The following is a 23,548-nucleotide window of genomic DNA, read 5'->3' as shown; positions in this document are numbered from 1 at the left end:
AACTCTTTCTATAATTACCTTGTGGGAGATCGCTATGATTACTGGAATTCAGATCACTAAAGCAGCAAATGACTCACTGCTGAACTCTTTCTGGTTACTAGACAGCACCACTAATGAAGCACGTTGTGTTTGTGCTAAAAGTGATTTTGCTGAAGACCAGATCGTACCGGTTAACGAACTGGGTGACATTGAGTACCGCGAAGTGGCGCTGGATGTAGAGCCAACAGTACGTGTGGAAGGTGGTCAGCACCTGAACGTTAACGTACTCAAGCGTGAAACACTGGAAGATGCGGTGAATCACCCAGAGAAGTACCCACAACTGACTATTCGTGTTTCTGGTTATGCAGTGCGTTTTAACTCACTGACACCAGAACAACAGCGTGATGTGATTACCCGTACTTTTACACAGAGCCTGTAAGTATTGGTGATACACCGCTAAGTTGTTTATTTAGCAGAAAAAAGGAGGCTTTATGTCTCCTTTTTTATTTGGTTATGTGTTACACCTCTCTCATCTCTTCCTTGCATTCTAGTCACAGATGTTTCGCTGTTTTTATGGTAGTTTATTCAACAATGCTAGCGGTTCGTTATGACTAGCAATAAAAAAGTAATAAACCACGATTAAGTACAGGAATTCTTACATGAAATTAATAGCGAAACTCATCGCCGGGATACTGGCTGGGGTGATCTTCGGCTTTTTTGCCCCCGAATGGTTTTTACGTACACTCTTGACCATAAAAGTGCTGATTGGTGAAATGATTAATTTTACTATCCCACTGATTATTCTTTTTTTATTACCAGCGGTATTGCCAGTTTACCGCAGAATTCGGGCAAACTGCTCGGTAAAACAGTGGGGTTGGCATACGCCTCGACCATTGTTGCCGGTACATTAGCGTTTCTGATTGCCAGTCAGGTTATTCCGCTGTTAACACCGGTTGCTGAATCTATCGCACACAATGCGGTGAAATTAGAGCCGTTTATGCAGATGTCGATTCCCCCGCTATTTGGGGTGATGACCGCGCTGGCAACGGCATTTTTGTTCGGAATCGGGATCAGTAAAACACAGAATATTACACTGAAAGCGGCCAGTGATGGTGGCCGTGACATTATTGATGGTTTGCTGGCAAACGTCATTATTCCTTTGCTACCACTGTATATTGCGGGTGTTTTTGCCGAAATGACCCTTGATGGTACAGTCTTTAGTACCTTGAAAACGTTCGGTATTGTGTTGGTTTTGGCAATCAGTATGCACTGGTTATGGTTGACCGTGCTGTATGTTGCTGCGGGTCTGGTATCTGGCCGTTCACCGCTGTTTTTGCTGCGGACTATGCTGCCGGCCTATTTTACCGCAGTAGGTACAATGTCATCTGCCGCCACCATTCCGGTGACATTGCGTCAGAGCAAAGCAATGGGAGTGAGTGAGGGGGTAGCAAACTTTACCGTTCCACTGTGTGCCACCATTCATCTTTCGGGTTCGACCATTACTCTGGTGACCTGTGCCACTGCGGTGATGTATCTGGCACAACACATGGCCATTCCAAGCCTGCTGACTATGCTGCCGTTTATTTTGATGCTGGGTGTCACTATGATTGCTGCGCCGGGCGCGCCCGGTGGTGCGGTAATGTCAGCACTAGGCCTGCTAGGTTCAATGCTTGGGTTTACCGAAGCACAGTTGGCACTGATGATTGCACTGTATCTGGCACAAGATAGTTTTGGTACTGCCTGTAACGTGACAGGTGATGGTGCAATCAGCTTACTGGTTGATAACGGTTTACCGCATGAGAACCCTAATCAGGCCAAGGCTACGCAGGCGTAAGCCGCGTGGTTTATTCTGGTTGAACGGCATGTTTTCATGTTTTTGATGATAGCGAAAACTTTCCGGCAATACAGAAGGCGCTTCCCTGCAAGAGGGTTGCGCCTTCTTTGCGTAATATTGTGTTTACTCTTTGGCGGAGTACTCAGTGGTTGTGTATCTTCGGCGATCAGCTCTCGCATTGCCGAGGCATGTATTCCGCGTTTATCGCTGCATCTGTTGTATGAAGCGCAAAACCCCAACGCGATTGAGTTTCGCAACAGTGAAGATGAGCGTTTTTATTTGTCACCGCCATTACTGCAGTGCCAGCATATTGATGATGTTTTTTATATTTATTCAATGGATGGCAGCGGGCCAACTGTTCGGCTTGATCTTTCTGCTCAGGGGCAGTCGATCTTATCGACACAAACCCGTGAGCATGTGCAGGGTAATCTAGCGGTACTGATTGATGGGCAATTGCTCTCGATGCCGATTATTCAAATGCCGATTGATGGTAGTTCATTATTGATTGACGGTATTGCTGATGAAGTTGTGGCAAAGTCATTGGTGTATTCGATGCGAATACAAAGCAATATTGGCCGTTATCAGCAGGCAATAAGTACAGTGCCTACGGTAATTTTTCAGGCTGGAATGCCCTTGTTTCCGGTAGAAAATAGCGTGCATTCCACAGGAGTGTTACAACCTGACTCACCTTTATCAGGTGAGCCCGATATTGCTGTGCCATTAGCAATGGATGTACCGATTAATACAAAAAAAACGCAATTACTGGCTGAAACTTTGCCAGAGTCGACTGTGCCGATAACACCTCTAATACCCGATATGTCTACTGTAGTGCAAAAGCTGCGGTCAATGCCGGCCAGTGCCTATACTATCCAGCTAATTGCTACCCCAAATTATCCGTTGGCCAAGGCGGTAGAGCAGGAGCGTAATATTCCGTCATCTGGCACATCCATGCCGCGATACCTGTATAAAACGCTACGGCATAAACAGGCGTGGTATTTAGTGGTGCAGGGCGAGTACAGTTCACTGCAAGAGGCTCGAACGGCGGCACAGCAGCATGTAACCCCATATTATACTGATGCATGGATCAAAAGTGTGCGTAAAGTCCATCAGGAGTTGGCTGAACCTGAGTCTGCAATCTAAGTGAAAACTGGTTAGTGATCCGATAATGACGAATGAAAAAGCCGATTCCCTGCAGGGGATCGGCTTTTTGTTTTGTGTTTTGCTTGATGCTTTACTTCGTATTTTCGGGTGTGCTTTTAGTACATTGCCGTCAGTTCGTTTGAATGATTTACAGTAGCGTTTTAGTTAGCCACTGTTTTAGCTGCGTAAAATCGGCAGACATTGGGTCGGATAACAGTGGAAGATCAGCACGTGCCGCTAATGCCGGAGGAAGCCCTATCTCTTTATCGAGGATCTGCTCGACACTCTCTTTGAATTTTGCCGGATGCGCGGTACATAAAAAGATGCCGGTTTCACCCTCTTGCAACTGCTCGGCCAGTATCCGGTACGCCGTAGCACCGTGCGGCTCACACAGATAGCCTTGTTGATCAAGCTGTTGCAGTGTCTCTTTCATCTGCTCATCACTGACTGAACCGGAAGCCAGCGTCGGAATGCGGCACTCTTTGCGGCGGTACAGCTCTTCAATGCGCGGCCAGTTGTTGGGGCGGCTGACATCCATTGAGTTTGACAGCGTTGCTACCGTGGCGTTGGGTTGCCACTGTTTGCTGGCTAGATACCGTGGTACGGTATCATTAGCATTGGTGGCGGCAATAAAGCGTTTAATTGGCAGACCTAGACTTTGTGCCAACAGCCCAGCAGTCAGGTTACCAAAATTACCGCTCGGTACAGACACTACGAGTTGATTACGTTTCTCTTTCGGCAACTGTGCAACAGCTTCAAAGTAATAGCATATTTGTGCTAGTAACCGGCTGATATTAATAGAGTTGGCTGAATTTAGACCAATTACCTGACGCAGTGGCTCATCATCAAAGGCTTGTTTCACTAATGCCTGACAGGTATCAAAATCCCCCTCTACGGCGAGTGTGTGGATATTCCCGCCTAAGGTGCAAAACAGTTTCTCTTGCAAGGGGCTGATCTTCCCTTTTGGATAGAGGATCACTACTTGGATCTGCTCTATCCCATAAAACGCTTGTGCAACGGCAGCACCGGTATCACCTGATGTGGCAGTAAGAATGGTGATCTTCTCTTTGCCCCTGACATGCTCAAGTACCTGCGCCATAAAACGGCCGCCGAAGTCTTTAAAGGCAAGAGTTGGCCCATGGAATAACTCTAATGCATAGATGTTGTCAGCAACCGGCTGTAAAGCCAGCGGGAAATTGAATGCGCGATCGACTAAAGCATGCACTTGCTCGGCCGGCATTTCATCACCAATTAAAGCGCTGAGAATTTCACTGCTACGCTCGACAAACGGTAAATCCAATAGCCGATCGATATTGCTCAGTGGCGGCAAGTCAAACGGGAAAAATAGCCCTTGCTGGCTGCCTAACCCCTGACGTACTGCCTGTGAAAAATTAACCTGCTCATTGTGATCTTTAATATTATACAGTTTCATTGGTTACTCCAGTATGCGCGCGCCTGCCAGATCCATCCGGCAGATATGGACAAATCCTTCGTCATTTTGCAGATAGTTTTCCGTTAGCCAGCGTGCAACCCGTGTTGCTACAGCATAGTCGGTACAGACGGAAAACAGTGTCGGGCCTGAACCGGATATCCCGGTAGTCAGCGCGCCGATATCTGCGGCGTGGCGTCGCGCCTCGGCAAAGCCGGGAAGTAAGCGCTCACGATAAGGTTCAGCAATAACATCTTTAATCATCTGTGCCGCCAAACGTGGCTGGCGGCTGTAACAGGCGTGGATAAATCCGGCCAGATGACGGCCGTGGGTGATACAGTCTTGGCGGCGATATTGCGCTGGTAAAATAGCCCGTGCTTCGGCAGTTGAAACCTTAATTCCGGGGTAGGCCATGACCCAATACCACTCATCAAAACAGGGTACTGACTGGCTGATAATACCGAGTTCTTCCACCATCAGTTGTAAACCACCGAGGTAGCAGGGGGCGACATTATCGTAATGAATGCTACCGGAGATCCGCCCTTCTAGCTCACCCATCATGCTTAACATGGCGTGCTCATCAAACGGGCAATCGTTCCACTCATTTAGCGCGACCAGTGCCGCGACAATAGAGCAGGCACTTGAGCCAAGCCCCGAGCCGATGGGCATATTTTTTTCGAGTACTAGACGTACTGGTTTTGTTTTTCTCCCCTGCAAGTGCAAGCGCTCACTAAAGAGTACCCAACACTGATACACGATATTTTCATGCGGATTGACGGGTAGTTTATCCACAAAACGGCCACGGCATGATAGCTCAAACGGCTCGTGACAGGCTTCGGCACTGACGACATCACCAAGCAGTGAGCCATCAACCGGCGTTACCGCTGCACCCAGAACATCAAATCCGACACTCACATTACCGATAGAGGCCGGCGCATAGACTTTTATGACCATTGTTAAACTCCACGCTTCCACGGCAGGGTTCGTAATAAATCAGCAAAAATACCGGCCGCTGTGACATCGTTACCCGCGCCATAACCGCGTAGTACCAGCGGCAGCGGTTGGTAGTAACGGCTGTAAAAGGCCAGCGCATTTTCACCCTCTTTGACTTTATACAGCGGATCACTGCCGTCAACAGCGACAATTGAGACCTTGCAGCGGCCCTCTTCAATTTGACCCACATAGCGCAGCACCTTACCGGCACGTTCAGCATCGGCCACCCGCACCGCAAAGGCCTGATCAAGTTCCGGTAAGCGGGCCATGAAGCTCTCAACATCACCTGAGGCATCAAAGTCAGCCGGTAAAACACCCTCGACCTCAACATCGCTCAGCTCCAGCGAATAACCCACTTCTCGTGCCAGAATCAGCAGCTTACGGGCGACATCCATACCGGAGAGATCATCACGTGGATCAGGTTCGGTAAAGCCTTTGCTGCGTGCTAATGTGGTTGCTGCTGACAGGCTCATACCCTCTTCGAGTTTACCGAACATAAAGGATAATGAGCCGGAGAGTACACCGCTAAAGCGGGTCAGTTCATCACCAGCGTTGAGTAAGTTTTGCAGGTTTTCAATGACCGGCAACCCCGCACCTACGTTAGTGTCGTACAGGAATTTACGGCGGCTGTTTTGTGCCGTGCGGCGCAGCAAATGGTAGTACGCCATTGAAGAGGTGTTGGCCTTTTTATTTGGCGTGATAACGTGGAATCCGGCGGCCAGAAATTCGGCATACTGATCAGCAATGTGTTGATCTGAGGTACAATCTACGATCACCGGATTTAGCAGATGATGCTGGTTTACTGCTCGGATCAGCCGTGCAAATGAGAATGGCTCTTCCGCCGTTCGAATCTGATCTTGCCAGTGTTCAAGCGCGATTCCGTTGACATCAAGCAGCATTGCGCGTGAATTGGATAGCCCGCACACGCGCAGCTGTGTATTGCTTTGTGCCAGCAAACGCGGCTGTTGACGGCGGATCTGTTCAACCAATGCGCCACCAACGCCACCAACGCCAATCACGAATACATCAATAACTTGGCGTGAACTAAACAGTGCTTCATGGCAACTGCGAACCGCTTCGGTCACTTTTTCATCGGCAATTACCGCCGAGATTGAGCGCTCGGAAGAGCCCTGAGCAATGGCGACAATATTGATATTGGCCTGTGCCAGCGCGGTGAAAAAGCGTGCCGAGATCCCGCGTGCAGTGCGCATGCCGTCACCGACTACTGAAACAACGGCCAGTTTCTCTTGTACATCCAGCGGTTCGAGTAGGCCATTTTTCAGCTCTAAATAAAACTCATCAGTCAGCGCCCGCTGCGCTTTTGCCAGCTCTGATTGCGGCACACAAAAACTGATACTGTATTCAGAAGATGATTGGGTAATTAAAACCACTGAAATACCCGTGCGCGACATCACCGAAAAAACACGGGCAGCCATGCCAACCATGCCTTTCATACCCGGCCCTGAGACATTCAGCATCGCCACATTCGATAAATTGGTGATGCCTTTTACATCAAGCTTATCAGCGCCGCTGTCAGCGCCAATCAATGTGCCTTCGGCTTGCGGGTTGGCGGTGTTTTTGATCAAGCAGGGGATCTGGAACTGGGCAATCGGCAGAATAGTGCGTGGGTGCAAGACTTTAGCGCCGAAGTATGACAACTCCATCGCCTCTTGATACGACATTGATTTGAGCAGGCGTGCATCAGGCACTAAACGCGGATCGCAGGTGTAAACACCATCTACGTCTGTCCAGATCTCACAACACTCTGCACGCAAGCAGGCAGCTAGCACGGCTGCTGAGTAGTCAGAACCATTGCGGCCAAGTACCACTAATTCGCCTTTTTCATTGCTGGCGGTAAAACCGGCCATCAGCGCAACCGCGCCTTGTGGAATCGGATCGGCCTGACAGCGTGCGGTAGAGATATCAATATCTACCGTTGATTCAAGATAGTTGCCACGGGCCAGCAGGCTGACCACTGGATTGATCACTTTTACCGGATAACCACGGGCAATAAACAGTGCTTCCATCACCGCAATAGAGAGCTTTTCACCCCGGCTGATGATGCTGGCATTGATACTATCAGGACACTGGCGTAACAAGCTGATACCGTGCAGTAGTTGGCGTAAATCAGCAAATTCACGTGCAATAAATGCCTGTACTTTGGCGATATCAAAAGCGGCTAATTCGGCGTGCAACCCTTGCAGCAGATCGGTGAAAATGCGCTCTGCATCATGAAGATTGGGCTGGATATCCTGCCCGGCTACCGTTTTTTCAATCATAGCCACTAAGTGGTTGGTTATTTTGGCCGGTGCTGAGAGTACGGCAGCCACTTGCCCTTGTTGGGCATTACTTTCAATAATATCGGCAGCACGTGCAAATCGCTCGGCATTAGCCAGTGAAGTTCCACCAAATTTTAGTACTCGCATCACAGCTCTCCCTTCGCTGAATGAATATCCGTTTTCTGAGCGAATCAGCTAGTTAGCAGAGTCTCGCGCAAAAACTGTTGTCTATTATTGCCGTATCTATCCTGCTGCACAGGTCACTAAAATGGATACGAAAAACAGGCTCAAAAAAAAGGCCCGTTCCTTGGGGGGATACGGGCCTGAATCATTTTGTGTATGTGTGCGTCAGCCCGCGCCATGACCTGTTATGGTCATTGTCGTGGTGGTGGTAATAATCATGACCATCAGGGCAGTGCTTGGCATCGTTTCATCTCTTCTGGCTTGATCTTGATACTGCTTAGTAACCACGTTATTTATAACGTGGTTACATCTCACCTACGGCTGACACCGCATAAATTACCCTATTGGTTAAAGCAAATTTGAGATGATGTCAATCAACTGATCGCATGACACTCTAATTTTGCTGCACTCTAGTGTGATATTAATAGCTAAAAAGATTATTGTTTACGTTATTTATCGCTTAAAAATAGTCTATTAGTAGGGTTTGATATAAAAATAGGGGTGATTACAGCACTTTTTTGGCTGCACAATATTTTTCAATATCATTAAGCAAAGTATGTAACATTGCAGTATCACGCTGGGCGAGTACCCCCATTCGTTGATCTAGCCAGTCAGTCAGCTTTTGATCGTCATCTACTGCCATTTGTACCAGTAAATTTTGCATGCGACGGCGCAAAGCTTGTAGTTGGCCCGCTTGTGGTGGACATTCGGTTTCCGGGGCAACGCCGTTCACTTCTGCCAGTTGATAGCAATACACCATGACAGCCTGACCCAAATTGAGTGAAGGGTAGTCGGCCTGCATAGGCACGCAGGTTAGCAGATCAGCCAGCGCCAACTCCTCATTGGTCAGCCCAGACTCTTCACGGCCAAAAACCAGTGCGGCAGAGTGCATCCAGCTCTGTTTTTCATGTGCTTGCGTCAATACTTCACGTGGGGTTGCATAATAGTTGAAGCGTGCCCGTTCACGGGCTGTGCTGGCTATTACCCATTCAGTGTCGGCAACAGCCTCTGCTAACGTAGAAAAAACTTGTGCCGATGCCAGTACCTCTTGCGAGCCGTGAGCAACCCAACGGGCTGGGTCTTGCAAGTGCGCATCACTGTTTACAATACGCAGTGAAGTAAACCCCATAGTTTTCATCGCCCGAGCAGCGGCACCGACATTTTCCGGCCGTGCCGGTTCGACCAAAATAATATGAAACTGCATTATCACTTCCCTCAATATTCCACTGCCGCAAACTCTAACGACTTCCCTGAGAAATGCAATTTTAGGCAGTTGCGCACTGAGCAAATAGCAGCCATAGTAACAAGTTGTGGTGAAAATATAAGCATAAGGATATGAGAATTGACTTCGGCACTGGAATATTTAATTGCTCACACCATACTGCAAGGGTTCGATGCGCAATATGGGCGTTTTCTCGAGATCACCGCCGGTGCGCAACAGCGCTTTGAGCAGGCGCAGTGGCATGCGGTGCAAGATGCCATGAAACAGCGGATTAACCTGTATGATCACCATGTCACACTGGCGGTGGCCCAGTTAAAAAGCATGAGCGGTGATCTGTACAGTGATCCACATTTTGTGATGCGGGTTAAGAGTGCGTTTGAAACCCTGCTACACGATTATCCGCGCTATGAAATTGCCGAGAGTTTTTTTAATTCTGTTTATTGCCGTATTTTTTCCCACCGGAATTTAAAGCCGCATAAACTGTTTGTATTTAGTTCACAAACTGCACGTGAAGATCTTCCTCAGCGGCCTTTGGATAAAACCTATGCTTTGCAACGTGGTGTTCCTACGGTGTTGGCGCAGATTTTAGATGACATGTCGTTTACGTTACCGTGGGAAGCTCTCACGCGTGATATTGAGCATATTAGCCGCCGTCTGAGCGCTCGCTTTGATCCCTCAACCCTTGCTCAAGCGTCTATCACTACATTACGAGAGCCCTTTTTCCGCAATAAAGCCGCGTATCTGATCGGGCGAATTAACCTACCAAATCAATGCTATGCGCCTTTTGTGCTACCAATTCACCATAATCAGCAGGGCGGGATCTTTGTAGATACCTGCTTAACTGAATTTGACGATATCAGTATCGTATTTGGTTTTGCGCGCTCCTACTTTATGGTGCATGCACCTGTGCCCTCAGCGGTGGTTCGCTGGCTGCAAACCATTTTACCGGCTAAAACTCAGGCTGAGTTATATACGGCGATTGGGTGCCAAAAGCACGGGAAAACCGAGTTTTATCGTGAATATTTGCGCCATTTAGATTGCTCTGATGATCCTTTTATTATTGCGCCGGGCATCAAAGGTATGGTGATGCTGGTTTTCACGCTTCCCTCTTATGATACTGTTTTTAAAGTGATTAAAGACCGTTTTGCACCACAAAAAGAGATGACGCGTGAAACAGTAAAGAGTAAATACCGGCTGGTAAAAGAGCATGATCGGGTCGGGCGCATGGCCGATACCCAAGAGTACGAAAACTTTGTACTACCACGGCAACGGGTTTGCGCTGAATTGCTTGATGAACTGCGCCGTGAAGCGCCTTCTATGCTGGAAGAGAACGGCGATGAGCTGATCATCCGCCACCTGTATATGGAACGGCGCATGACTCCACTCAATATTTATCTTGAACAGGCCGATGAAGCGCAGTTGCGTCAGGTACTTGATGAATATGGCAGCGCTATTAAGCAGCTGGCGGCGGCCAATATTTTCCCCGGCGATATGCTGTTTAAAAACTTTGGGGTAACACGTCATGGTCGGGTGGTGTTTTATGACTATGATGAGATTAATTACATGACCGAGATGAATTTCCGTGATATTCCCGCACCGCGAAATTTAGAAGATGAAATGGCGGCTGAACCTTGGTACAGCGTCGGGCCGCTGGATATCTTCCCTGAAGAGTTTCGTACATTTCTTTGCATTAACCCGCAGGTAAAAAGGGTATTTGAAGAGCTGCACGGCGATCTGTTCGAAGCCCGTTATTGGCGTGATTTACAGCAAAAAATAGAGCAGGGGCATATTGAGGATGTGTTCCCGTATCACCGTAAACTACGATTTTCGCGCAATTGATTTAAAAATAGCGTGAAATCAGGCTGTAACAGCGGTTTGATTAAAAAACAAAGGCCAGTGTCAGGAAAAAATAGCAGTGATGACACATACTGAAACAATGCGTGTTATGTACACGATATGTCGGTTGTGTCAGCGGCTTTCAGAAGGATTTGGATTATGCCTTCAGTTTCAGGGTTTGGGTGGGATGTTGGTACTTTCAAAAGTTATGTCGCCAGCTCCCAGCAGATAAGTGTAGTGGTGATGCCGTTACTGTTCGCGGCATTGATAAGCGCTGCAATGAGCTTTCCGGCTTTGGCATTATCGCTGAGTGATTTTAAAACTCGCCCTTATTTTGATTCAGGTAATGAGCTGACTTCGTTTGATGAATGGCATATCTCTAGCGGGGTTGAGGTTAAGATGAACTCGCAGTGGCAGGTTTTTGTGGCCAATCAACTCTCAGCGCCGTCAATCAATGCTGGAAAACGGCATCAGGGTATTCTTAGCGGTGTTAGTTATCAGCTGACACAATCGTTACGGCTAGAGAGTGCGGTAAGCTGGCAAAACCAGTCGGCGGCAGGCCCTTCAATGAACGGTGATGCTTACCAAGCAGCGATTGGTTTTGGCAGTGCAATGCAGTTAAATCAGGTGATGGATATTAAAGCGGGAATGAATCTTCAAAAATCAGAAAAAATGTCAGATATCCAACTTGGGTTAGGTCTGGGGGTTGATTTTTAACGTTATGACTTTTCGCTGGCTTGGTTTAGAGCTAATCTGATTACAGCTGTGTCAGATCCAGCTCGGTTTTTGAAATGGCAATACCGTTTAGATCGGCATATAGCCAGTCTCCCGGATGAATTCTGATCCCCTGAATATCTACACTGATCCCGTGCTCACCCAGCCCGCGCTTATCAGTTTTCATCGGGCAAGCGCCGAGTGCCTGAATGCCAAGTGGCATCTGTGCCAGCTCACCAACATCGCGTATCGCACCGAAAACCACGATACCAGCCCAGCCATTGTGTTGCGCTTTGTACGCCAGTTGATCGCCAAGCAGTGCACGTCGCAGTGATCCTGCGCCATCGACCACCAAAATCTGCCCGTACCCTGGTTGGGCGACAATCTCCCGTACCAGCGAGTTATCTTCGGGGCAACGAACAGTAACCACTGAACCATAAAAAATCGGCTTCCCACCAAAATTGCGAAATAACGGGGGTAACACCGTCAGTGACTCTGCGTAGCAATCACACAAATCAGGCAGTAAATCCAACATGGCTCGATCCTTGTTATTAAATTCAAGTAGTTACTTAATTATCCTACCGAATAACGATAGTACATAAAGCCACTAACGGACAGATAATAAATGCGTTACAACTGCAGATAGAATCAGTCAGTAAAGAGTGTGTCTGTTGTTAATAACTAGCATAAATTCCGCACATATTGATAAACAAATTATTGATAAATGGTGATATTTTATATGCGTTTTAGGCTAAGATTGGTAAGGTTAGTAAACTTTGATATATATCAAGCAAGTTTATATTATTTTCGCTAGTCGAGCATAGCGCATTGTTATAATGCTGTTACACAGATAGAATATTACGTATATAAAATATTTCCTGCCATTAGTCATTGACGACATCTGCGGTGTTCTGCGTAGGCAAATGTGCCAACATCGCGCCTAAGGAAAGCACAAGCAGCTGAATTATAAGTTAATTTCTGTGCACTACGCATGAAGAGTCAGCATTAGCCAGAGTAATGTTTAGTGCATAATCTTACACCACAAGATTCATATTTTTGTCATTGTCTTAGGTAGCATACATGCAAACCCCGCACATTTTGATCGTCGAAGACGAACTGGTTACACGCAACACGCTGAAAAGTATTTTCGAAGCCGAAGGCTACATGGTTCACGAAGCCAATGACGGCACCGAAATGCACCAGATGTTGTCTGATCATGATATCAGCTTGGTTATCATGGATATTAATTTGCCAGGCAAAAATGGCCTGTTGCTGGCGCGTGAACTGCGCGAGCAAGCAAATATCGCGCTGATGTTTTTGACCGGCCGTGATAATGAAGTGGATAAAATTCTGGGTCTGGAAATCGGCGCAGATGACTACATTACCAAGCCATTCAACCCGCGTGAGCTGACTATCCGTGCACGTAATTTGTTGTCTCGTACAATGAATATCGGTAGCGGCACAGAAGAGCGTCGTCTGGTTGAAGAGTACTGCTTTAATGGCTGGACGTTAGACATCAACAGCCGTTCACTGGTTAGCCCAGCGGGCGAGCAGTTTAAGTTACCGCGCAGTGAATTCCGTGCGATGCTGCATTTCTGCGAAAACCCGGGCAAGATCCAGTCACGTGCTGAGTTGCTGAAAAAAATGACCGGTCGTGAGCTGAAGCCGCACGATCGTACGGTTGACGTTACCATTCGTCGTATTCGTAAGCATTTTGAGTCGGTTGCAGATACGCCAGAAATTATCGCGACCATTCACGGTGAAGGTTACCGTTTTTGCGGCGAGCTTGAAGAGTAATTGTTTCAGTCTCCCGTTATAACTTGTGATAAATAACGGAATAAACCGTGTAAAAAAGGCGCAGAGTGCGCCTTTTTTTATGCCTGATTTTTAGATCCGAGATGTGCACTATGCGTTGGTGGTGTGAGTGTTGATCCACTGACGCAATAGCGCAACATCGGTACGCCAGCCGCGATGGATTTCGTCAATCCAATCATCCACATTATCCCACCATGCTGGAAGATCCGGTGACTGCGCTTGCTGCGCCAGTTGCTGAATATATTTCAAGCCGATAGAACCGGCAGCCCCTTTGATCTTGTGTGCTTCTGAAACGATCCCATCCTGATCGCGGGCAATCATGTTGGAATCAAGAATTGCCAGATATTCAGGCAGCATTTTCTCAAACAAATCAACGTTATTGAGCATTAATGCCGGCCCGACCAGCTCAAGGTACTGCTCAAGCATCTCGGTATTGAGGTGGCGCTCTTGATCAATTGGCTCTTGCTCTATCAGATGATTGGCGGTGGTACTGAGGTTATTGCTCACTTTGGCCACTGGCAGCTGACGGGTAAGCATGGCCTGCAACGCTTTGACCGATAACGGTTTGCTTAATGCATCATCCATACCTCTGGCAAGATATTCGCTCTTATCTTTCAATACGTTGGCAGTCAGAGCGACCAGTGGAGGTAAGGTGCTGTAGTGCTCACGTAAACGGCAGGCGATATCAAACCCTGTCATATCAGGCAGTTGAATATCAAGCAACACCAAGTTGTATTTATCCGGCTGATACAGCTGTAAAGCTTGCTCACCGGTCATGGCTACATCCAGCGAATGGCCCAGTTTTTCCAGTACCGAGCGGGCTACTACCACGTTCAGTTCAATATCTTCAACCAACAGAATGTGCAGTGGGGGGATCGGTGTTGGTGTGCTTTGAGTTTCTGTAGTGGGCGATTGCAGCTCTTTGCAACTGATTTCAAGTGTAAAACAAGAGCCACTATTGAGTTCACTAGTAACATGAATATCACCGCCCATCATCTGGGCAAGACGACGAGATACCGCCAATCCGATCCCCGTTCCGGTTGGATTTAAACGGCCATCCTGCCCCTTCACCTGATAATACATGGCAAAAATCTTGTCAATTTCAGCCGGAGGAATACCCACCCCGGTATCTTGTACCGAGAAGCGTAGCAGGGTGCTGTCATGCTGATGTTCGGCGCTGAGGGTGAGGGTTACGCCACCTTGTTGGGTGAATTTCATGGCATTGCCAATTAAATTCCACAATATTTGCCGCAAACGAGTACCGTCAGCTTCAATCCAATCTGGCAGTGGTTCGTGGCGAACAAGCTGAAATTTAAGACCTTTTTGTTCGGCAAGTAAACCAGAGAGATTCTCAAGATCGCTGATTAACCCGATAAAGTCGGTTGGCTTTTTAAACACCTCTAACCGGCGGCGATCAAGTTTATCCATATCAATAATATCATTGAAAATATGGCCGAGTGTTATCGCACTCAGGTGGATAGTTTTCAGGTACTTATGCTGCTCTGTGGTCAGTTCAGTATCAAGTAGGATCCGGCTTAAACCGACAATACCATTGAGAGGCGTGCGCAGCTCATGGCTGACCGTTGAAATAAAGGTTGTCTTGTCACGGCTGGCTTTCTCTTGTGCTTCCTGATAGCGCTTTCGTTCAGTGATATCACGGCCAAAACCCATCAGACCCCGGCGCACGCCTTGTCTGTCATAAAAAGGCACTTTACGCAGTTCAAAACAGGCTTTGCGCCCATCAGGATAATCAAGCCACTGCTCATAAGTTAACGGCATATTGTGCTGAAAGACATCGGCATCAGTTTCGACAACCTTATTGGCGACATCTTTGCTGTAGACATCCCACGGCGTAAGGCCAATCAGCTGTTTTTCTACTTTTCCGGCCAACAACTCCATGGCGCGGTTACAGCCTGAAAATTGCCCCTGTTCGTTACGGTAATACACCAGATCGGGTGAGGCATCTAAAAATGAGCGCAACAGTGCGCCTTGCTGGGCGAGCTGAATTTGTGCCTGTTCGCGTTCGTAGACCTCATTTTCCAGATCTTCCATTGCAATTTGGCGGGCATGTTCAGCTTTGCAGCGCTCTTCATTTTCGAGGCTCAATTGCTGGATTTTTTCCTGCAACTGCGCATTAAGCCGTAAATCACGTTCACGCATCTCTTCCAATTTACTGACAACATTGGCTAGCCGTTGCCGTGACTCCTCTTGCTGCTCGACCACCACAGAAAGAAAGTAGACTGCCCACGGGGTGATCAGTAATCCAAAGAAAACCGAGCGCACAACATCAATGCCATGCACTGAGCCTTGCAAAAAAAGGGTTACGCCAATCTGTACCACTAATGCCAGCGCCACCAGTATGGTCGCTAGCAAAATAGAAAACCGGACAATTCCCAGTTTGACCATCAAATCAACATAATATTGCGCTAGGATTTTTATCCGGTTCATACACCATCCGTAGAAAAAGAGCGTGAGATCCCATCTTACTGTGAGTTGGCACTGCACTCCACCTTGGCGTGTTTAGCCTGTTCGTATAATCACAGGATTGGCATAACAATGCCGCTTGGCAGATCGTTGAGTGTCAGTACTTGAGCGGCTGATCAGTGAATGCGCCTTTATAAGTGAATACTTACTTTTCTTGTTTGCGTAGAAAAGGTTGACCTAGTGCCGAGCCTTGTGGTCCGCGTTCACAGAGCAATCGGTTAATCTCAACCATGCCTGTCCAGCGGTTTTCACACCACAACGGCGCTAACAGTGTCGGTCGGCGGGCACTGGCCGATACGCGGTGGTAAATAATGTCATGCGGGGTGTGGCGGATCATCTCGGCAGCGATATCCGCATATTCAGTCAATTCTATCGCTTGCTGGCGGCCAGCAGCCCATGCTTTGGCCATGGTGCTGCCGCTGACAATATGCAGCGGGTGCAGCTTGATACCGTCAGTACCGGCGTTAATCACCTGTGCTAGTGTGTTTAGGCAATCGGCTTTTGTTTCGTGCGGTAACCCGACAATTAAGTGAGTACACACTTTCAATCCACGTGCGCGTGCCGCCTGAGTGGTATACACATAGCTGGCAAAATCATGGCCACGGTTGATGCGTTTTAACGTTTGATCTTGCGCCGATTGCAAACCGAGTTCTAGCCAGATTTCATATCCTTGTTGCTGATAATCAGCCAGCAGATCAAGCACTGCATCTGAAACACAATCGGGCCGAGTTCCAACACAAAGCCCTACAATATCAGCCTGTTGTAAGGCTTCTTCATACATGCGCTTTAACAAACACAGTTCAGAATAGGTGCTGGTATAGGCTTGAAAATAGGCCAGATAGCGTTGTGCCCGATGGATTTTTTTCGCCTGTGCGGCCACCTGATCGGCAATAGATTGATACTGTGCATTTTCATCAGAAAATGAGGCAACATTGCAGAATGTACAGCCACCACGGCCGAGTGAGCCATCACGATTGGGGCAGCTAAAACCACCGTGCAAGGTTAATTTGTGGATTTTTTCACCGTAGCGCTGGCGCAGATCACCGCCAAACATATTCACTAATTCGTGCAGCTGCATTGCTCTGTTCCGCCCAACATAAAGCGGCTCAGATTACAGGTTTTGTTATCTCGTTGTAATGATGCGGATCAACCCAAATTCATCCGAGTAAAAACATTTTTAATACCTATTTTGGGGATGAAAAACAACTCCCTTAATGGAATATAAAATCATTTTTATCATTTATTTATGCACTTAATGATTTTATTGAAAAATGTGCAGTGCAGTTATTTTTCAATGAGGCTTAACACTTATCTTTATCCCTTGAATGCTAAATAAATAAGCAATAATCATTAAAAGTAAGCCTCTTTACAGAAGGATATTGTAGTGGATAGTTGAAAAAAACGATCCTCTGCTACTAAGCCCTTGAGGTATCCCCTTGGTTGATTGCGGTAGTGAAGTGACTTATGCCAGTGCAACTGCATGAATAATAAAATAAAGGAGAAAAAATTAACCTTGTCGAGCATGTTGCGAATCGATTACACAATGTTTGACCTATGTAACATTTATCGTTAATTTGAGAAGTCGATTGGAAGCGATTCGGCAAAAAGCGGCATCGCCATATTTATGCAGAGTATTTTGTCGTTGGGTTAAGGCAAGGGAGGAAGGCAATCATGCTGTACGATTCATCCCAGGAACGGGATAACTGTGGTTTTGGGCTTATTGCCCACATAGAAGGTGAGCCCAGCCACAAGGTAGTGCGTACCGCGATTCACGCGTTAGCCAGAATGCAGCACCGGGGGGCGATTTTAGCCGACGGTAAAACCGGTGACGGCTGCGGCTTATTAATGCAAAAACCGGAACGTTTTTTCCGTATGGTTGCTGAAGAGCGTGGCTGGCACTTGGCAAAGAACTATGCCGTCGGCATGTTCTTTTTGAGTACAGACCCTGTTAAAGCCGCAATCGCGCGTCAAATTACAGAGGAAGAATTACAACGAGAAACCCTCTCTGTGGTTGGCTGGCGTGTGGTGCCGACAAACCCTGATGTACTCGGTGAAATTGCACTGGCTTCACTGCCGGTGATTGAACAACTGTTTGTTAACGCACCAGCAGGTTGGCGACCGCGCGATGTTGAACGCCGCCTATTTGTAGTGCGCCGCCGGATTGAAAAGCGCATTCAAGATGACAAAGATTTTTATGTTTGTAGCTTATCGAATCTGGTGAATATCTATAAAGGGCTGTGCATGCCCTCAGATCTGCCGCGTTTTTACTTAGATCTGGCCGATTTGCGGATGGAGTCTGCCATTTGCTTATTCCATCAGCGTTTTTCAACCAATACCGTACCGCGCTGGCCGTTGGCCCAGCCGTTCCGCTATCTGGCGCACAACGGTGAAATTAACACTATTACCGGTAACCGCCAGTGGGCGCGTGCGCGTGCTTACAAGTTCAATACCCCGCTGATCCCTGATCTGCAAACTGCCGCTCCTTTTGTGAACGAAACCGGATCAGACTCTAGCTCACTCGATAATATGTTAGAGCTGTTCTTAAGCGGCGGGATGGATCCATTCCGCGCCATGCGTTTGTTGATCCCGCCAGCATGGCAGAATAATCCGGATATGGATGATGATCTTCGCGCTTTCTATGACTTTAACTCCATGCACATGGAGCCGTGGGATGGTCCAGCCGGTGTGGTGATGTCAGATGGCCGCTATGCTGCCTGTAACCTTGATCGTAACGGTTTGCGCCCAGCACGTTATGTCATCACCACCGATAAACTGATTACCTGTGCATCAGAGGTAGGGATCTGGGATTACCAGCCTGATGAAGTGGTTGAAAAAGGGCGTGTTGGCCCGGGTGAACTGTTGGTGATCGATACCCGTTACGGCAAGATCTTGCACTCACTAGAGATCGATAACGATCTCAAGCAGCGCCATCCGTATAAAGAGTGGATGGAGAAAAACGTTAAGCGTTTAATCCCGTTCGAACAGTTGCCCGACGATCAAGTGGGTTGCCGTGATCTGAATGACGAGCAACTTGCCACCTATCAAAAGCAGTTTAACTACAGCAACGAAGAGCTAGATAATATCCTGCGGGTGCTGGGTGAAAACGCCCAAGAAGCGGTTGGCTCAATGGGCGATGATACCCCATTTGCGGTGTTGTCGACCCAATCTCGCGGTATTTATGACTACTTCCGCCAGCAATTTGCGCAAGTGACCAACCCGCCGATTGACCCACTGCGTGAAGCACATGTTATGTCACTGGCAACCTCAATTGGCCAAGAGATGAACGTGTTTTGTGAGGCGGAAGGTCAGGCACATCGGGTCAATTTCAAATCCCCAATCCTGCTTTACTCTGACTATCATCAACTGCTTTCGTTGGATGATAAATTCTACCGGCATACGCCGATGGATATCACCTTTGATCCGCGCGAAAAAGATCTCAAGCAAGCTGTGTATGATCTTTGTGATCAGGCCGAGCAACATGTTCGCAGTGGTTCGGTATTGCTGATGCTCTCTGATCGGGCCATTGCACAAGATCGTTTACCGATTCCTGCAGCGATGGCTGTTGGCGCGCTGCAAACCCGTTTGGTTGACAATAACTTGCGCTGCGATGCCAACATCATTGTTGAAACTGCGAGTGCACGCGATCCGCACCATTTTGCGGTGCTGCTCGGGTTTGGTGCTACGGCTGTTTACCCGTATCTGGCGTATGAGTCACTGGCAAAACTGGCCGATGACGGTGCAATTGATAAACCGTACCGCACACTGATGCTGAATTACCGTAACGGCATCAACAAAGGTCTGTATAAGATCATGTCAAAAATGGGGATCTCAACCATTGCGTCTTACCGCTGCTCGAAGCTGTTTGAAGCGGTCGGGATCGCCTCTGAAGTGGTTGATCTCTGTTTCCACGGTGTACCGAGCCGGATTGAAGGCGCTGATTTTAGTGATTTCCAGCAAGACCTGAGCAATTTAGCCCGCCGCGCGTGGTTAAAACGTAAACCACTTGAGCAGGGGGGGCAGCTAAAATATGTGCATAACAGCGAATATCACGCTTACAACCCAGATGTGGTGCAAACCCTGCAACAAGCCGTGCACTCAGGCAAATTTAGCGATTATCAGCGTTATGCTGATTTGGTGAATAATCGCCCCGTTGCCACACTGCGCGATTTGCTGCAAGTCACGCCAAAGGGTGAAACCGTAGCGCTTGAGCAGGTTGAACCGGCGACCGAGCTGTTTAAACGCTTTGATACCGCGGCCATGTCAATTGGCGCATTAAGCCCAGAAGCGCATGAGTCATTGGCGGTTGCGATGAACACGCTAGGTGGTTTTTCCAATTCGGGTGAAGGTGGTGAAGATCCGGTACGCTTTGGCACCAATAAAGTATCGCGTATCAAACAAGTGGCCTCTGGCCGTTTTGGGGTTACGCCGCACTATCTGATGAATGCTGATGTAATTCAGATTAAGGTCGCACAAGGTGCAAAACCGGGTGAAGGCGGGCAGTTGCCGGGTGATAAAGTTACGCCGTACATTGCAAAACTGCGTTACTCGGTGCCTGGTGTCACCCTGATTTCACCTCCACCACACCATGATATCTACTCGATTGAAGATCTGGCGCAACTGATTTTTGACTTAAAGCAGGTTAACCCGAAGGCACTGATTTCGGTCAAATTGGTTTCCGAACCCGGTGTTGGCACTATCGCCACTGGCGTGGCCAAAGCGTATGCCGATTTAATTACTATCGCCGGTTACGATGGTGGTACCGGTGCGAGCCCGCTTGCGTCCGTTAAATATGCCGGTTGCCCGTGGGAATTGGGCTTAGTAGAAACCCAACAAGCATTGGTGGCGAACGGTTTGCGCCATAAGATCCGTTTGCAGGTTGATGGCGGTTTAAAAACCGGTCTTGATATCATCAAGGCGGCGATTTTAGGTGCGGAAAGCTTTGGTTTTGGTACCGGCCCGATGGTGGCGCTAGGCTGTAAATATCTGCGTATTTGCCACTTAAACAACTGTGCTACTGGTGTTGCAACACAAGATGAAAAACTGCGCCGTGATCACTACCACGGTTTACCTGAGCGGGTGATTAACTATTTCCAGTTTATCGCAGAAGAGACCCGTCAACTGATGGCGCAGCTTGGTGTAACACAACTGGTTGATTTGATTGGCCGTACAGACCTGCTGACCGAAATTGACGGTATCAGTGCGAAACAAAATAAACTCGATTTGTCAGCGTTGCTGGTCACTGCCAAGCCACATCCGGGTAAGGCAATGTACTGTACCGAAGGCAATCCGCCGTTTGATAAAGGTGAGCTGAATACTCAGTTGTTGCAGCAAGCACAGCAGTGCCTAGAAGAGCGCAAAGCTAAGCGGCTGTTCTTTGATATTCGCAATACTGACCGTTCGGTTGGCGCGCGGTTGTCGGGCGATATTGCCTCCCGTTTGGGTAATCAGGGGATGGCTGGCGATCCGATTAAAGTGCAGTTTAGCGGCACGGCTGGACAAAGCTTTGGTGTTTGGAATGCAGGCGGTGTTGAACTGTCGCTGACCGGTGATGCCAATGACTATGTCGGTAAAGGCATGGCCGGCGGTAAAATTGCCATTCGCCCACCGATTGGCTCGGCGTTTAAAGCCCATCAGGCCACGATTATCGGTAACACCTGTTTATACGGTGCAACTGGCGGTAAATTATTTGCGGCTGGCCGTGGCGGAGAGCGTTTTGCCGTACGTAATTCAGGGGCAATTGCCGTTGTTGAAGGCATTGGTGATAACGGTTGTGAATATATGACCGGCGGTATTATCTGCGTATTGGGGCGTACCGGCGTGAACTTTGGCGCAGGAATGACTGGCGGGTTTGCTTATGTGCTCGATGAAAGCGGTGAGTTCCGTAAGCGGGTGAATGCTGAATTGGTCGAGGTGCTTGATGTCACTGATCTGGCGATCCATCAAGAGCATCTGCGCGGTTTAATTACCGAGCATGTACAGTCTACCGGCTCTGGCCGTGGTGAAGAGATCCTCGCTAACTGGGAAAGTTGGGCGGATAAATTTGTGCTGGTAAAACCGAAATCCAGCGATGTTAAAGCACTACTTGGTCACCGTAGCCGCTCTTCGGCGGAACTCCGGGTTCAGGCGCAGTAAAGGGAGATCATGCCATGAGCCAGAATGTCTATCAGTTTATTGACTTACAGCGGGTCGATCCGCCGAAAAAACCGCTGAAAATTCGTAAGATTGAGTTTGTTGAGATCTATGAAAATTTTTCCGACACGCAGGTCAACGCGCAAGCCGACCGCTGTTTAGGGTGCGGAAACCCGTATTGCGAATGGAAGTGTCCGGTACATAACTACATCCCGAACTGGCTCAAGTTGGCTCACGAAGGGCGGATACTCGAAGCCGTTGAACTTGCACATCAAACCAACAGTTTGCCAGAAGTGTGTGGGCGAGTGTGCCCGCAAGATCGCCTGTGTGAAGGGGCTTGTACCCTGAATGATGAGTTCGGCGCGGTGACCATCGGTAATATCGAAAAGTACATTACCGAGAAAGCCTTTGAAATGGGCTGGAAGCCGGATATGTCGCACGTAGTGCATACCGATAAAAAGGTCGCCATTATTGGTGCAGGCCCAGCAGGTTTAGCCTGTGCTGATGTGTTGGTGCGTAATGGTGTGAAACCGGTGGTATTTGATCGTTACCCTGAAATTGGCGGGTTACTGACCTTTGGTATTCCGGCCTTTAAGCTGGAAAAAGAGGTGATGATCCGCCGCCGTGAAGTCTTTACCGGAATGGGCGTCGAATTTCGCTTAAATACCGAGGTGGGTAAAGATCTGCCGTTTGATACTCTGCTGGCTGAATTTGATGCGGTATTCCTTGGCGTGGGCACGTATCAGAACATGCGCGGCGGGCTGGAAAACGAAGAGTCCGCCGGTGTGTATGATGCTTTGCCTTATCTGGTGGCCAATACGCATCGCTTAATGGGCTTTGAGGCGAGTCCTGCCGATTACATTGATATGGCTGGAAAACGTGTCGTGGTTCTGGGCGGGGGTGATACCGCGATGGATTGCGTGCGTACTGCAATTCGTCAGTCAGCAGCACACGTGGTGTGCGCTTATCGCCGTGATGAACAAAACATGCCCGGCTCAAAACGCGAGGTGAAAAATGCGCGTGAAGAGGGGGTTGAGTTTATGTTTAACCTGCAGCCGTTAGGTATTGCCCTTGATGCCAACGGGCAAGCGTCGGGTGTGAAGGTTGTGCGTACTGAACTGGGTGTGGCTGATTCAGCCGGTCGTCGCCATCCGCAAGTGGTGGTTGGATCTGAACATGTGTTACCGGCCGATGCAGTGATCATGGCGTTTGGTTTCCAGCCACACAGTATGAACTGGCTGGCTGCACACGATGTTGAATTAGATAAAAAAGGGCGGATTGTTGCACCCGTTGATCGTGAATTTGCCCATCAAACCAGCCACCCTAAAATTTTTGCCGGTGGTGATGCGGTGCGTGGTTCTGATCTGGTGGTCACTGCGATTGCAGAAGGTCGTAAAGCTGCTGAAGGGATCATGGATTATCTGGGTGTATAGATCAGCTCACTGATCATTCAACTGGCCGATAATATTGCCATTATGTTGATATGGTTATCGACACGGTTATCAGTGCAG

General features: G+C 48.3%; 16 protein-coding genes. 9 read left to right on the top strand and 7 right to left on the bottom strand.

Going from position 1 to position 23,548, the window contains the following annotated elements; translation table 11 throughout:
• The first annotated feature begins 34 nt into the window (after positions 1 to 34).
• The 4 genes from grcA (at position 35) to AC1HDJ_RS00425 (ending at position 2,953) form a co-directional block, all read left to right on the top strand.
• A complete protein-coding gene (gene grcA, locus AC1HDJ_RS00440) occupies positions 35 to 418 on the top strand; it encodes an autonomous glycyl radical cofactor GrcA (protein WP_479536344.1) in 384 nt (127 codons plus the stop codon).
• Between the two features lie 220 nt (positions 419 to 638).
• Positions 639 to 890 carry a hypothetical protein gene (locus tag AC1HDJ_RS00435; RefSeq protein WP_479537930.1) on the top strand — a complete coding sequence of 84 codons (252 nt, stop codon included), beginning with the start codon at positions 639 to 641 and terminating at the stop codon, positions 888 to 890.
• Positions 791 to 1,813 carry a dicarboxylate/amino acid:cation symporter gene (locus tag AC1HDJ_RS00430; protein WP_479537935.1) on the top strand — a complete coding sequence of 341 codons (1,023 nt, stop codon included), beginning with the start codon at positions 791 to 793 and terminating at the stop codon, positions 1,811 to 1,813. Before AC1HDJ_RS00435 ends, AC1HDJ_RS00430 begins: the two co-directional genes overlap by 100 nt.
• Positions 1,814 to 1,930: 117 nt before the next feature.
• Complete coding sequence (locus tag AC1HDJ_RS00425; RefSeq protein WP_479536340.1) at positions 1,931 to 2,953, top strand: SecDF P1 head subdomain-containing protein; 1,023 nt, start codon at positions 1,931 to 1,933, stop codon at positions 2,951 to 2,953.
• 148 nt (positions 2,954 to 3,101) lie between these two features.
• Here the strand turns inward: AC1HDJ_RS00425 and thrC are convergent, their stop codons facing one another.
• From thrC to AC1HDJ_RS00405, 4 genes are all read right to left on the bottom strand, one after another.
• Positions 3,102 to 4,385 carry a threonine synthase gene (gene thrC, locus AC1HDJ_RS00420; RefSeq protein ID WP_479536338.1) on the bottom strand — a complete coding sequence of 428 codons (1,284 nt, stop codon included), beginning with the start codon at positions 4,383 to 4,385 and terminating at the stop codon, positions 3,102 to 3,104.
• Between the two features lie 3 nt (positions 4,386 to 4,388).
• The gene (gene thrB, locus AC1HDJ_RS00415; protein WP_479536336.1) at positions 4,389 to 5,336 is read right to left on the bottom strand and encodes a homoserine kinase; all 948 of its coding nucleotides are present in this window, start codon (positions 5,334 to 5,336) and stop codon (positions 4,389 to 4,391) included.
• 2 nt (positions 5,337 to 5,338) lie between these two features.
• Complete coding sequence (gene thrA / locus AC1HDJ_RS00410; RefSeq protein WP_479536334.1) at positions 5,339 to 7,801, bottom strand: bifunctional aspartate kinase/homoserine dehydrogenase I; 2,463 nt, start codon at positions 7,799 to 7,801, stop codon at positions 5,339 to 5,341.
• Between the two features lie 541 nt (positions 7,802 to 8,342).
• Entirely contained in the window at positions 8,343 to 9,041 is a 699-nt protein-coding gene (locus AC1HDJ_RS00405) for a tRNA/rRNA methyltransferase (RefSeq protein ID WP_479536332.1), read from the bottom strand.
• Positions 9,042 to 9,179: 138 nt separating this feature from the next.
• Between AC1HDJ_RS00405 and aceK the strand changes: the two genes are divergently transcribed.
• Positions 9,180 to 10,898: a bifunctional isocitrate dehydrogenase kinase/phosphatase gene (gene aceK / locus AC1HDJ_RS00400; RefSeq protein ID WP_479536330.1), complete on the top strand. Its 1,719-nt coding sequence runs from the start codon at positions 9,180 to 9,182 to the stop codon at positions 10,896 to 10,898.
• Positions 10,899 to 11,054: 156 nt separating this feature from the next.
• A complete protein-coding gene (locus AC1HDJ_RS00395; RefSeq protein WP_479536328.1) occupies positions 11,055 to 11,612 on the top strand; it encodes a hypothetical protein in 558 nt (185 codons plus the stop codon).
• A gap of 40 nt (positions 11,613 to 11,652) precedes the next feature.
• Here AC1HDJ_RS00395 and AC1HDJ_RS00390 read toward each other — a convergent pair whose 3' ends face one another.
• On the bottom strand, positions 11,653 to 12,144 hold the full coding sequence (locus AC1HDJ_RS00390; protein WP_479536326.1) for a putative 4-hydroxy-4-methyl-2-oxoglutarate aldolase: 492 nt from the start codon (positions 12,142 to 12,144) through the stop codon (positions 11,653 to 11,655).
• A gap of 545 nt (positions 12,145 to 12,689) precedes the next feature.
• Here AC1HDJ_RS00390 and arcA point away from each other — a divergent pair.
• Positions 12,690 to 13,406: a two-component system response regulator ArcA gene (arcA, locus tag AC1HDJ_RS00385; protein ID WP_438623512.1), complete on the top strand. Its 717-nt coding sequence runs from the start codon at positions 12,690 to 12,692 to the stop codon at positions 13,404 to 13,406.
• Between the two features lie 108 nt (positions 13,407 to 13,514).
• Here the strand turns inward: arcA and arcB are convergent, their stop codons facing one another.
• Complete coding sequence (gene arcB / locus AC1HDJ_RS00380; RefSeq protein ID WP_479536324.1) at positions 13,515 to 15,872, bottom strand: aerobic respiration two-component sensor histidine kinase ArcB; 2,358 nt, start codon at positions 15,870 to 15,872, stop codon at positions 13,515 to 13,517.
• A 181-nt stretch (positions 15,873 to 16,053) separates the two neighbouring features.
• Positions 16,054 to 16,986 carry a tRNA modification radical SAM protein MnmL/YtqA gene (gene mnmL / locus AC1HDJ_RS00375; RefSeq protein ID WP_479536322.1) on the bottom strand — a complete coding sequence of 311 codons (933 nt, stop codon included), beginning with the start codon at positions 16,984 to 16,986 and terminating at the stop codon, positions 16,054 to 16,056.
• A 593-nt stretch (positions 16,987 to 17,579) separates the two neighbouring features.
• On the opposite strand from mnmL, the gene gltB reads away from it, so the two are divergent.
• Positions 17,580 to 22,040: a glutamate synthase large subunit gene (gene gltB / locus AC1HDJ_RS00370; protein ID WP_479536320.1), complete on the top strand. Its 4,461-nt coding sequence runs from the start codon at positions 17,580 to 17,582 to the stop codon at positions 22,038 to 22,040.
• Positions 22,041 to 22,054: 14 nt separating this feature from the next.
• Positions 22,055 to 23,470: an FAD-dependent oxidoreductase gene (locus AC1HDJ_RS00365; RefSeq protein WP_479536318.1), complete on the top strand. Its 1,416-nt coding sequence runs from the start codon at positions 22,055 to 22,057 to the stop codon at positions 23,468 to 23,470.
• Positions 23,471 to 23,548: the final 78 nt, after the last annotated feature.

The sequence above is a fragment of the Plesiomonas sp. ISS29 genome, assembly GCF_056522795.1.
This window is presented reverse-complemented; position numbering and strand designations above follow the sequence as displayed.